The sequence below is a fragment of the Murinocardiopsis flavida genome (genome assembly GCF_003014485.1).
Lineage (GTDB): Bacteria > Actinomycetota > Actinomycetes > Streptosporangiales > Streptosporangiaceae > Murinocardiopsis > Murinocardiopsis flavida.
The window spans coordinates 47734-59687 of the sequence record NZ_PYGA01000025.1 but is presented as its reverse complement, the minus strand read 5'-3'; the positions used below and the strand labels follow the sequence as shown (position 1 = coordinate 59687).

The following is an 11954-nucleotide window of genomic DNA, read 5'->3' as shown; positions in this document are numbered from 1 at the left end:
CCGCCCCGGACGGCGAACCGTTTTCCCGCGCTGCCGGGATGCCGCGGAGGCCGGTGTGCAGCGGGCCGCTGCGCCGGACGCGCCGGGGCCGTTCGACCCCGGCGCCGCCTTAGCGGAGTTTGCCGAAGAACTCCGCGATGTCGGCGGCCAGCGGTCCGGGGTCCGACATCGCGATCATGTGGCTGCCGGCCGTGTTGTCGGCCCAGTGGACGATGTCGTTGCCGCGTTCGGCGAGCCGGCGGAACACCGCCGATCCCCCGTGCGAAACGCCGGTGGGCACCGCGGCCTGGTCGACGGGCATCCCCGCGGCGCCGTCGTAGTAGGTCCAGGACGACGATCCGGCGGTCGCCGTCAGCCAGTAGAGGCTCGCGTTGGTCAGCAGCCGGTCGCGGTCGATGGGCTCCGCGGGCGCGCCACCGTCATCGGGCCACCCGTCGAACTCCGTGAACCGCTCCACGAGGTAGGCGAGTTGGGCGACCGGGGAGTCGAGCAGCCCGTAGGAGAGGGTCTGCGGCCGGCGTGCGAGGTAGGGGGCGTAGCCGCTGCCGCCCGCCCCGTTGAGCATCTCGGCGAGGAACGCGACCTCGGCGCGCTCCCCGTCGTCGAGGCCCTCCAGTTCCGCGGGGTCGCCGGTGGGCATCCCGAGTCCGCCGGTGAGGTGCACGCCGACGACGTGTTCCGGCGCGGCGAGCGCGAGCTGCGGGGATACCAGCGCACCGGCGTCGTTGCCGTGCGCGCCGTAGCGCCCGTAGCCCAGGCGCGCCATCAGCTCGGCCCAGGCCACCGCGACGCGGGCGGCGCTCCACGGCCGGTCGTCGGCCGGTTCTGGGAACGGGGAGAAGCCGAATCCGGGCAGGGACGGCGCCACCACGTGGAAGGCCCGCCGGGGATCGCCTCCGTGTGCGCGGGGGTCGGTGAGCGGCCCGATGACGTCCGTGAACTCGGCGATGGAGTTCGGCCAGCTGTGCGTCATGATCAGCGGGAGCGCGTCGGGTTCGGGCGACCGCACGTGCAGGAAGTGCACCTGCTCGCCGTCGATCACCGTGGCGAACTGCGGAAACGCGTTCAACTCCGCCTCGTGCGCGCGCCAGTCGTAGCCGTCGCGCCAGTACTCGGCGAGCGCCTTGAGGTGTGCGACGGGCACACCCCTGCTCCATTCGGCGCCGGGGAGCCGCCGCGGCCAGCGGGTCGCCGCCAGGCGGGCGCGCAGGTCGTCGAGGTCGTCCTGCGGGATGGCGATACGGAAGGGCTGGATCTCGGCGCTCATCGTGGTCCTTCGGGGGTTCGGCGGCCGTCTCCGGTCCGATCGGCACTGACCCGGCCACGATAGTGAGGATGTAGGGCGACTCCCGTCCTATATCGCCCGCGCCGCCCGCGAGCGCCGACCGTCCTCTCCGCCGACCGGTCCGGCGGTCCCGTGTCGGCGGGACTCAGGACAGCAGGTCGGTACGGAGCCGGTCCAGGCTCCGCGTCAGCAGCAGCCGCACCTGCTCCGGCGGCACGCGCATGGCCGCCGCGATCTGGTCCGGGCTCCTGCCGCCGAGGAACCGCAGCACTACGGCGCGGCGCTCATGGCGCGGCAGCCGTGCCAGCGCCGCCTTCAGCGCGTCGCGGTCGTCAGGGAGTTCCGGGGCCGCGGCCCGGACCGCTCGGGCCCGGATCCGCGCGGCGGGATCGGCGGCGGGCGCATCGCCCCCGGCCCGGGGCCGTTCGCCGTCAGCGGCCGGATCTGCGGAGGCTGCCATAGGCGGTCCTCTCCACGGTTGCCGGCGCTCGACCGCCGGAGCCGACCCGATTCCCGCGCGGCGCATCGGCGCTGCTCGCACCGTGGCACCCGGGAAGACGATGCTCTTTGTGTAGCACGCACAGACGAGTCTGTACAGAACGGTCGATCCGACGCCGCGCCGGGCCATACACTGGGCGCACGATGGTGGCTGATCCCGTGGACCAGGTGCGCGGCACGGCGCGCGAGCGCATCATGGCGACCGCCTATGCACTGTTCTCCCGCCGCGGTATCAGGGGCGTCGGGATCGACGAGGTCATCGCCAAGTCGTCGGTGGCGAAGGCCACCCTCTACAAGCACTTCCCGTCGAAGGACGAGCTCGTCCTCGCCTTCCTCGCGCGCCGCGAGCAGGAGTGGACCCGCGACTTCGTCGAGGACCGCTCGCGCCGCGACTCCCCCGAGGAGAGCCTGCTGGCGGTCTTCGAGGTCTTCGACACCTGGTTCCGCACCCCCAGCGCGTTCGACGGGTGCTCGTTCATCAACGTGCTGCTGGAGATGGGCCCCGACCATCCGGCCGGCCGCGCGAGCGTGCACTACCTCGCCGGGATCCGGACGATCGTCCGGTCGCGCGCCGAGGCGGCCGGGCTCGCCGACCCCGAGGCGTTCGCCCACTCGTTCCACCTGCTGATGAAGGGGTCGATCATCGCGGCGGCCGAGGGCGACACCGAAGCGGCGCAGCGCGCCCGCGCCATGGCCGTCGACCTGATCGCGCGGCACCGGGGGCCCAGCGGCGCGGGGTGAGCCGCGCCGCCGGCGGCGCGCGCTACTTCCCCTCTGCGGCGAGCAGTTCGTCGAGGCGGTTCATCGAGTCGACCACGCCGGTCTCCATGCCGCTCTGGAGCATCGCGTCGCGGTCGGCGACGGACTGGAACACACTGTGGGTCACGACCCGGGCGCGGCGGCCGGCCAGGTCCTCGAAGCGGATCGATTCGAGGCACACGTGCCCCGGCGCGCCGTCGAACTCGAAGGTCTGCACGATGGCCTGGTCGGGGACGACGCTGTGGAACACCCCGTGGAAGCCGTAGGCGTTGCCTTCGGGATCGCTGTGGGTGTAGGCCCAGGTGCCGCCGGTGCGGGCGTCGTACTCCTTCAGGTCCATGCTGAGCCCGCGCGGCCCCTGCCACTGCACGACCAGCGCGGGGTCGACGTAGGCGCGGTAGAGGGCGGCCACCGGTGCGTCGAACTCGCGGACGATCTCGGTGAACGGCGTGCCGGGGGGCGCGGTGATGGTGACGGGCTTGTCGGTCATTGGTCCTTCTCCTTCAGTGTTTCGAGCACGGAGTCGAGGCGGCGGAACCGGTCCTCGGTGTTGAGCCGTTGGGCGTCGATCCAACCGGTGAGCGCTTCGAGCGCCGCCGGTTCGAGGTGGCAGGGCCGCCGCTGGGCGTCCCTGGAACGGGTGATCAGTCCGGCGGCCTCCAACACCTTGATGTGCTTGGACACCGCCTGCTTGGAGATGGCGAACGGCTCGGCGAGCTCGTTCACCGTCGCCGGTCCGCGCGAGAGCCGTGCGACCATCCCCCGCCGGACCGGGTCGGCCAGCGCGAGGAACGCGCGGTCGAGCCGCTCGTCGGCCTCAGTCTCTGATCGCATTTATCAACCGTTTTCTTGATAAATCATTTGGTTGATTACAAGCCCAAGCTACGCCCTTCGCCGCGCGGCGTCAAGCCTCCCGAACAGCGCATCCGCCCGACACCGCGCCTGTGGTCGGCTCCCCCGCGCGCCGAAGGCGGCGGGGACGTCGAACGCCGCCCGCCGCGCGGGGCGGCGCGGGCGGCGGTGGCTCGTCGCCCTGCTGCTCGGCCGGCCGGATCCTGCCGAGCGCCGCCTCGGACATCGCCACGTCGAGCACGACGGGATCGCCGCCGGGCGCGGCGCCCCGATCGCCAGCGGGTCGTCGCCGACGACGCGGGTGGCGCCGCCGGGCGCCGGCATCAGCGGGCGGGTGTCGGACGCGGCGAACCCGACGCAGCCGCGGGCCGCGGCCCGCTGGACGTAGCGGTCGCCGCCGCCTCCGGTGTCGCCGCGCCGGTCGCGGCCGGGCTTACGGCCGCTCCCCGCGGTGTGCCGCCGCGCGCCGCCCGCCGAACAGCTCCGCGGGGTTGGTGCGGGCGATCCGCTCCCTGTCGGCGGCCGGCAGGTGCGCGACCGCGGTGTGCGGGTCGTCCACGCCCATGGGGAAGGGCCAGTCGCTGGCCAGCACGATGCGGTCGGTGCCGATGACGGCGGCGGCGAGGTCGACCACCGCCGGTTCGTGCGCCAGCGCGTCGACGTAGAAGCGGCGGACGGCTGCGGACGGCTCCTCGTCGAGGGGGGCCACCCCCGGGCTGCCGGTCGCGTAGCCGCGCTGCCAGCGGCCCGCGAGCGCGGCGGTGGCGCCGCCGCAATGGGCGAGGATGAACGCGATCCCCTGGTAGCGGTGCAGGACGCCGCCGAAGACGAGTTCGGCCGCCGACACCGTGCTCTCCACCGGATTGCCGAGCAGGTTGCCGAGGTAGTGGCGGGCCAGCCGGGGGTCCGTGGACAGGCCGGGGTGCAGCAGGATCGCGGCGCCGTCTGCCGCCATGGCGTCCCAGAGCGGCGCGAGCTCGGGGGCGTCCATGGCGGGTGAACCGCCGCCCGCCGCGCCGGAGAACCCCGCCCAGGCGGGGTCGCCGCGCCGCCACCGGTACTCGGCGAGCGCCGCGTCGGGGCGGTCCAACGGGAGGTAGGCGAGCGGGCTCAGGCCGCCGTGCCCGTCGACCGCCGCGAGCAGGCCGTCGTTGACATCGGCGGCCCAGCGGCGGCAGTCCTCGGCGGCGCGCCCCTGCCGGAAGAACGGCGGGGGCACGGAGACGATGGCGCGGTCGAGGGCGTGGGCGGCCAGGTGGGCGGTGAGCCCTTCGGGGCGGTAGAGCCCGTCGGGGCCGACCGGCTGGTCGGCGACGACGTAGCGGCCGTCGCGCAGGCCGACCCCGTTGCGTTCGCGCGCGGCCGCGCCGAGCAGGGGCGCGAGGTGGGTGTGGACGTCGGTCGCCGGGTGCGCCGTCATACGAGCGTGCCCGCCGTTGTGAAGCCGCCGTCGATCCGCATCGGAGTACCCGCACTTTCTCCGCTCCGGAGCCCGCGAGCGGGCCGAAGACGGCGTCTTGGGAGCAGTGGCTGTTCAACGCCATCCCGGTGGTAGGGATGGCGTCCTGCACGGCGGCGCGGACGGCGTGCTATGGGGCGCCGCCGCCCATGCCCTTGGGCCGGTCGGGGAGAACGGCGAGGGGCTGATGACGTTGTCGTACCGCAGCTCGGGCAGCCGCCGATCACCTCGAACACGTCGATTCCCGGCATCGTAGTCGACCGTGACCACGCTGCATTCGAGCGGGTCGCTGAGAACCGGCGCCGAGGCCCGCGGCCTCGCGCGGTCAGCCGATCAGGCGCTCCGCGAGGAGGCGCAGCTGGTCGAGTGCCGGCGCGCTGGTGCCGGTGGTCAGGGGTGCGAGGGTGACCTGGTCGGCGCCCGCGTCGAGGTGCTCGGTCACGCGGGCGGCGACCGCGTCGGCGTCGCCCCACGGCACCATTGCGTCGACGAGCCGGTCGCCGAGGCCCGCGACGTCGGACTCCGCGAATCCCATGCGCCGGAAGTTCGCGGCGTAGCCGCCGACACCTGCGAGGAAGCCGAGCGGGACGCGCGCCGCCGCGCGTACACGCTCCGCGTCCTGGTCGACGGCCACGAACTGCTGGATGGAGAGGACCGGTCCGCTCCCCAGGACGGCCCGTGCCTGAGCGGTGTACTCGGGGGTGACCAGCATCGGCACGGCCCCGGCGGAGCGGTCGCGTGCGAGCTCCAGCTTGCGCGGGCCCAGTGCGGCGAGGACGCGCGCCGAGGCGGGGACCGGCGGCGTCGCGGCGTCCAGTTCGTCCAGGTACGCGCCCATGGCGGCCAGCGGGCGGGGGCCGTGGCCCCCGCCGAGCCCGGCGATGAACCGTCCCGGGTGCGCGGCCTCGATAGCGGCGAACCCGGCGGCGACGGTAGCGGCGTCGAACGCCTCCGCTGCGAGGATCGCGCTGCCGACGCCGATCCGCGTCGTGGCCCGGAGGATCTCCGTGATCGGGTCCATGGTCGCCAACTGCCCGCCCGGCAGCCAGATCGTGGAGAAGCCCAGCTTCTCCAGTGCGACGGCGTCGGCCGCGTAGCCGTCGCGTCCGTTCACCTCGATCGAGGCACCGATCGGTCCCAGTTCCAGCCGTGCCATGGTCGGCCCCTTTCGTCACCGCGGCGCCGGGGTGGCCTGTCCGCGTGCTCGGGGACGAACCTAGGAGCTCAACGGCAGTTGAGGTCAACCGGGTACGCCGCCGCACGTCACCCCTCCGGTGCCGCGCTCAGCCGGGCGATGGCGGCGTCGTCCAGGCCGGCCGCGCGCAGGATCTCGGCGGTGCTCTCGCCGAGGCGCTCGGCATGGGGCGGTGCGGGGGCGGGGTCCGCGCCGAACCGGACCGGGCCGCGGACGGTGCGGACGGCGCCCTCGGTGGGGTGCGCCGCGGTCTCGAAGAGCCCGACCGCGCGCAGGTGGTCGTCGTCGAGCAGGTCGGCCGGTGCGACGACGTCGGACACGGGGACGTCGGCCGCGCGCAGGATCCGCAGCCACTCGGCGGTGGGGCGGGTCCGCACGATGGCGCCGACCTCCTCGTAGAGGGCGTCGATGTGCGCGGTCCGCCCGGCGAGGTCGCGGAAGCGCGGGTCCGCTGCCAGGTCGGGGCGGTCCGCCGCGTGGAAGAACGCCGCCCAGTGCCGGTCGGTGTAGGGCATGACGCCGATGTGGCCGTCCGCGGTGGCGTGCGGCCGCCGGTGCGGCGAGGTCACCCGCTGGTAGCCGACGGGGCCGAGCGCAGGCTCGAACGCGGCCCCGTAGAGGTGCTCCGCCATGAGGAACGACGCCATGGTCTCGAACATCGGGACCTCGACCTCGCCGCCGACCCCCGTGGTCCGCTGCCGGTGCAGGGCCCCGAGGATCCCCGTCGCCGCCATGAGCCCGGTGACCTTGTCGGCGAGGACGGTGGCGACGTAGCGGGGCGCCTCGCCGTCGCGGGCCTGCAAGGCGGCGATCCCGCTCGCGGCCTGCATCATGTCGTCGTAGGCCGGCCGGTCGCGGTAGGGGCCTTCGGTGCCGAACCCGGGCGCGGCGCAGTAGACGATGCCCGGTGCCGCGGCGGCGACGTCGGCGTAGGCGAGCCCCAGCCGCGCGGCGGCGCTCGGGCGCATGTTGTGCACGAACACGTCGCAGTCCGCGGCGAGGCGCAGGGCGGCGCCGCGCGCCTCCGCGCGCTTGAGGTCGAGCACGACGCTGCGCTTGCCGCGGTTCAGGTTGAGGTGGGTACCGCCCATCCCCGGGGAGCGGGCCGGTCCGAGCCTGCGGACCGGGTCGCCTTCGGGCGGTTCCACCTTGATGACCTCGGCGCCCATGTCGCCCAGCGTCCGTGTGCAGTAGGGCCCGAGCAGGACGGAGGTCAGGTCGAGGACCCGGACGCCCGCCAGCGGCCCGCGCGCGCCGTCCGGTCCCGGCGCGGCCTCCCCGGCGCCCATCAGTCGCCCGTCATGCTGTTGGGCAGCCACAGGACGAGGTCGGGGAACGCCGCGAAGAGCACGACGACGACCAGGATCGCCACCGCGAACGGCGCCGCGCCGCGGAAGACCTGCTCGACGGGTTGGCGCGCCGCCCGGGCGACGACGAACACGTTCAGGCCGAGTGGCGGGGTGACGAGTCCGATCTCGGCGATCAGCACCACCATGACGCCGAACCAGATCGGGTCCAAGCCGAGCGCCTCGACCACCGGCAGCACCACGGGCACGGTCAGCGCGAGGATCGCCATCTGGTCCATGAAGAAGCCGAGGACCAGGTACATCAGGGCGATGAGCGCGAAGATCGCCATGGGCGGCACGGGCAGCCCGGCGACCGTGTCGACCAGCGCCGGGGTGACCCGGGTGACGGTGAGGAAGTAGCCGAAGATGTAGGCGCCGAAGATGATCATCAGGATCATCACCGTGCTGTTCACGGTCTCCAGCGCCGCCGAGCGCAGCCGCTCGCGGGTCGCCCGTTTGCGGAACACCATGAACAGCAGGCCGCCCAGCCCGCCGAGGGCCGCCGCCTCGGTGGGGGTGGCCAGTCCGAAGTACACCGTCCCCGTGACCAGGGCGAACAGGGCGAGTACGGGTGCGGCGGCGACGAGTGTGCGCAGCTTCGCCGCCCACGAGTGGCGCTCGCCCCTGGGCGCCAGCGCCGGGTTGCGCCAGATGAGCAGCATCTGGGTGGCGATCAGCGCCACGGTGACGAACGCACCGGGGAGGAACCCGGCGACCAGGATCTTGCCGACGCTCTGCTCGGCGAGCACCGCGTAGAAGACCAGGATGATGCTCGGCGGGATCATGGCGGCGAGGGTGCCGACGACGGCGACCATCCCGCTGGCCATCCGCATGTCGTAGCCGGCCTTCTTCATCTCGTCGGTCGAGGTGGTCGCGAGCGTCGCGGCGGCGGCGGTGCTCGACCCCGAGATCGCGGCGAACAGCGCACCGGCCCCGGCGGTGGCGACCCCCAGCCCGCCGGGCACGCTGCCGACCCAGGCGCGCGCCGCGTCGAAGAGGTCGTCGGTGATCCCGCTCTTCAGGACGAACTGCGCCATGAGGACGAACAGCGGGATGGCGGAGAGGGTGTAGCTGGCGACGGGGCCGTGCGAGGCGGCCTCCAGCATCCCGGTGAGGAACGGCAGGCCGCCGTACCCCCAGAGCCCGACGGCGCCGGTGATGCCGATGGCGAAGCCGACCGGGATCCGGATCAGCAGGAGGACGAACAGGAGCACGATGACGGATGCGACGAGCATCAGGTTCCCGCCTCCAGGTCGGCCCGCGCGGGGCCGGATCGGTGCGCCGCGATGGTCGCGGCAAGCCGGAGCAGCAGGACGCCGCAGCCGAGGGGGACGAAGACGTGGGAGGTCCAGACCGGCCAGGACAGGGCGCCGCCGCCGGGCGCGGGGATCTCGCCCAGGGTCCACGCGTGCGCGGTCGTCGCGACCCCCGCCGCGAAGACGAGCGCGAACAGCGCGAACGACAGCACGTCGCCGATGAGCGCCATCGCCAGCCGACCGCGGGGGCCTTGGCGCCGGTAGACGAAGTCGATGGTGACGTGGGCGCCGGTGCGGTAGCTGTAGGACAGGCCGAGGAAGAACACCGCGACCATCAGGTAGTCCTGCACGAATCCGACCGTCCAGCCCAGCGGGGCCGACAGGATGTAGCGCATCACCACTTCGGCCACCATGACCAGCAGCATCGCCCCGAGGGCGAGGGCGGCCAGTGTGGCGAGCGCGTTCTCGATCCCGGTGATGGCGCGCTCGGCCCGGGACGGGGCCTCATTCTCGGTCATCGCGGACACGCTCCAGTTCGTCGTGCATCGAGTCGAGCGCGTCCGACCCCGGGCGTCCGATGCTCTCGACGTGCTCGGCCCATTGCCGCTGGGCCGGGCCGGTCACCTCAGCCCAGCGCTCGCGCTGGGTGCCGGTCAGGCGGTGGAAGACCATCCCGCCTTCGGCGAGGCTCTTGCGCGAGGCGGTGTTCTCCTCGTCCAGGGCCGCGCACAGGTGGCGGGTGGTGTCGCGCCCGGCGGTGCCGAGCGCGTCGCGGAGGTCGGCGGGCAGGCCGTCCCACACGTCCTCGCTGATGGAGTAGGTGTTGGTGAAACTGCCGAGGTTGGCGCCGAGCGTGGAGTGCCGCGCGGCCTCGTCCAGGCGGTAGGGCAGGGCGCTCAACGGCGCCAGGACGGTGCCGTCGACGGTGCCGCGGGAGATGGCCTCGTACATCTCCGGCGCCGGCATGCTCACGGGCGAGGCGCCCAACGAGGTCACGACCCCGTCGATCGTCCCGCCGGAGGACCGCAGTTGCATGCCCTGGGCCTGGTCGGGCGCCGTCACCTCGGTGCTGCCCGTCATGAGCTCGTAGGAGGGGATGAGGCCGATGACGAGCGGGCGCACGCCGTAGCGCTGGAACTCCTCCTCGAACAGCACGCCGCCCTCGGACATCAGCGCCTCGGTGGCGAGTGCGCCCTCGCAGGAGGACGACACCATGCCGGGGAGGTCGGCGACCCCCGACATCGGAAGCTTGGCGGGGACGTAGGCGGGTGCGACGGATGCCATGTCGACGACGCCGGCGCCGGTGAAGTCGATCAATTCGTCGGCGGCGCCCATCTGCTCCGAGGGGTAGTACTCGAACGTGATCCGGCCGCCGCTGAGCTTCTCGGCGCGCTCCATGAAGTACTCGGCACCGTGCTCGGAGATGGGGTGGCCCACCGGGTAGGAGTCGCCGAGGACGATCGTGTACCGGCCGTCCTCCCCCGGTTCGACGGGTGCCGGGGTGCACCCGGTCGCCGCGGCGAGGGCGAGCAGCAGTGCGGCGGCACCGGTGCGCGCGCCCCGGGACGGCGAACCCCGCCCGCGGGACGGGGGGTCTCTCAGCTCACGGCGCCGATCGTGCACGCTCTACCTCCACAACGGTCGGGTGGCGGGCCCGGCACCGGAAACCGACGTCGTTGCCTACCGAACACTGCTCGGCCACGCGTTCTTATATAAGAACTCGATCACGTGACCCCCTGGACAGTAGGGCGAGACGCAAATCACTGTCAATCATGATCGTCGCGGCGGACCCCGACAGGCCCGCCCCACGGTCCCTTCGTGCGGAGCGGCACGGGCACGCCGGATGCCCGGAACACGACCGCCACCGCACCTGCGGACCGAGTGCGCCGCAACGACCCAGGAAGACTCTTCCACTGTTCCTATATACGCACACAAGGTGATCCCGACGCAGCGCCGCAGCCACGCGGCCCGCACCGGCGGGCACGCCGCCTCCCCTGCCCCACTCGGGGCCACATCGGTTACGGTGTCCCTGAGTACGAACGATTGTTCTTATATAAGAACGAACACAGGCGACCGAGAGGGGCAGTCGAGATGCCGCCGTTAGCAGGGATCCGCGTCCTGGACCTGTCCCGCGTCCTCGCGGGCCCCTACTGCACGCAGTTCCTGGGCGACATGGGCGCCGAGGTCGTGAAGGTGGAACCGCCGCTGACCGGCGACGAGACGCGGGGATGGGGGCCGCCCTTCGTCGGCGGGGCGCAGGAGCGCGAGTCCGTCTACTTCATGGCGGCCAACCGCAGCAAGCGCGGAATCACCCTGGACCTGAAGACCGAGGCGGGCCGCGCGATCGCCCGCGAGCTCGCCGCCGAGGCCGACATCCTCGTGGAGAACTACCGGCCGGGCACCATGGCGAAATGGGGCCTGGACCACGCCGCGCTGAGCGAGGCGAACCCCCGGCTCATCTACATCGCCATCAGCGGTTTCGGCCAGACCGGCCGCCACCGCGACCGGCCCGGATACGACCTCATCGCCCAGGGCATGGGCGGCCTCATGGGGGTCACCGGCGCGCCCGGCGGCGAGCCGGTCAAGGCCGGGTTCCCCGTCGCCGACCTGAACGGCGGCACCTGGGGGATCATCGCCGCGCTCATGGGCCTCCAGGCCCGCGAACGCACCGGGCGCGGCCAGTACATGGACCTCTCGCTGCTCGAAGCGCAGATGTCCTGGCACGTCTACGGCGCCGGGATGTACTTCCACACCGGACGCTCGCCGCAGCGGCGCGGTTCGCAGCACGAGATGATCGCGCCCTACCAGGCGTACGCCACCGCCGACGGCTGGATCACCGTCGCCGTGCCCAACGACAAGTTCTGGGCGTCCTTCTGCGCGCTGCTCGGCAACGGCCTCGCCGAGGACCCCCGGTTCGGCACCAACGCGCTGCGGGTCGAGCACCGCGACGCCCTCAACGCGGTCATCGAACCGCTGCTCGCCGAACAGACCTCGGCGTACTGGCTCGACGCCCTCGCCGAGCGGGGCATCCCCAGCGGCAACATCAACACCATCGCCGAGCTGTACTCCGACCCGTGGGCGGAGGAGCGCGAGCAGATCGTCCGGCTGCCGCACCCGGTCGCCGGCACCTACGTGGGGACCGGCTTCCCGTTCCGGGCGTCCGAAACCCCGGCGCGCCCCTCTGCGCCGCCGCCGACGCTGGGCCAGCACACCGCAGAGGTCATGGGCGAGCTCGGCTACGACGCCGCCGCGATCGACGCCCTGCGCGCCCAAGGCGCGTTCGGCCGTGAGGAGGAGTGACACC

The 11954-nt window shown here is 73.1% G+C and carries 12 protein-coding genes; 2 read left to right on the top strand and 10 right to left on the bottom strand.

Features of this window, described 5'->3' with window-relative positions; all coding sequences use genetic code 11:
- Positions 1 to 109: 109 nt before the first annotated feature.
- Together CLV63_RS27350 and CLV63_RS27345 are read right to left on the bottom strand one after the other, a co-directional pair.
- Positions 110 to 1267, bottom strand: a complete 1158-nt coding sequence (locus CLV63_RS27350; protein WP_106586115.1) for an epoxide hydrolase family protein — start codon at positions 1265 to 1267, stop codon at positions 110 to 112.
- A 163-nt stretch (positions 1268 to 1430) separates the two neighbouring features.
- Entirely contained in the window at positions 1431 to 1745 is a 315-nt protein-coding gene (locus CLV63_RS27345) for a sigma-70 family RNA polymerase sigma factor (protein ID WP_211301500.1), read from the bottom strand.
- Between the two features lie 182 nt (positions 1746 to 1927).
- Here CLV63_RS27345 and CLV63_RS27340 point away from each other — a divergent pair, with 182 nt between their 5' ends.
- Positions 1928 to 2524, top strand: a complete 597-nt coding sequence (locus CLV63_RS27340) for a TetR/AcrR family transcriptional regulator (protein WP_106586113.1) — start codon at positions 1928 to 1930, stop codon at positions 2522 to 2524.
- 22 nt (positions 2525 to 2546) lie between these two features.
- Here CLV63_RS27340 and CLV63_RS27335 read toward each other — a convergent pair whose 3' ends face one another.
- The 8 genes from CLV63_RS27335 to CLV63_RS27295 form a co-directional block, all read right to left on the bottom strand.
- Positions 2547 to 3032, bottom strand: coding sequence for an SRPBCC family protein (locus CLV63_RS27335; protein ID WP_106586112.1), 486 nt, complete (start codon positions 3030 to 3032; stop codon positions 2547 to 2549).
- Positions 3029 to 3376 (bottom strand): ArsR/SmtB family transcription factor, encoded by a 348-nt coding sequence (locus CLV63_RS27330; protein ID WP_106586111.1) that lies wholly within the window; start codon positions 3374 to 3376, stop codon positions 3029 to 3031. Before CLV63_RS27330 ends, CLV63_RS27335 begins: the two co-directional genes overlap by 4 nt.
- Before the next feature lie 451 nt (positions 3377 to 3827).
- Entirely contained in the window at positions 3828 to 4814 is a 987-nt protein-coding gene (locus CLV63_RS27320; protein WP_106586109.1) for an amidohydrolase family protein, read from the bottom strand.
- A 364-nt stretch (positions 4815 to 5178) separates the two neighbouring features.
- Positions 5179 to 6009 (bottom strand): TIGR03620 family F420-dependent LLM class oxidoreductase, encoded by an 831-nt coding sequence (locus tag CLV63_RS27315; protein WP_106586108.1) that lies wholly within the window; start codon positions 6007 to 6009, stop codon positions 5179 to 5181.
- Positions 6010 to 6116: 107 nt separating this feature from the next.
- Entirely contained in the window at positions 6117 to 7337 is a 1221-nt protein-coding gene (locus CLV63_RS27310) for a CaiB/BaiF CoA transferase family protein (protein ID WP_106586107.1), read from the bottom strand.
- Positions 7337 to 8629, bottom strand: coding sequence for a TRAP transporter large permease (locus CLV63_RS27305; RefSeq protein ID WP_106586106.1), 1293 nt, complete (start codon positions 8627 to 8629; stop codon positions 7337 to 7339). The genes CLV63_RS27310 and CLV63_RS27305 overlap by 1 nt, the downstream gene beginning before the upstream one ends.
- The gene (locus tag CLV63_RS27300; protein ID WP_106586105.1) at positions 8629 to 9168 is read right to left on the bottom strand and encodes a TRAP transporter small permease subunit; all 540 of its coding nucleotides are present in this window, start codon (positions 9166 to 9168) and stop codon (positions 8629 to 8631) included. Before CLV63_RS27300 ends, CLV63_RS27305 begins: the two co-directional genes overlap by 1 nt.
- Complete coding sequence (locus tag CLV63_RS27295) at positions 9155 to 10273, bottom strand: TRAP transporter substrate-binding protein (protein ID WP_106586104.1); 1119 nt, start codon at positions 10271 to 10273, stop codon at positions 9155 to 9157. The genes CLV63_RS27300 and CLV63_RS27295 overlap by 14 nt, the downstream gene beginning before the upstream one ends.
- A 468-nt stretch (positions 10274 to 10741) precedes the next feature.
- On the opposite strand from CLV63_RS27295, the gene CLV63_RS27290 reads away from it, so the two are divergent.
- Entirely contained in the window at positions 10742 to 11950 is a 1209-nt protein-coding gene (locus tag CLV63_RS27290; protein ID WP_106586103.1) for a CaiB/BaiF CoA transferase family protein, read from the top strand.
- The last annotated feature ends 4 nt before the right edge of the window (positions 11951 to 11954 follow it).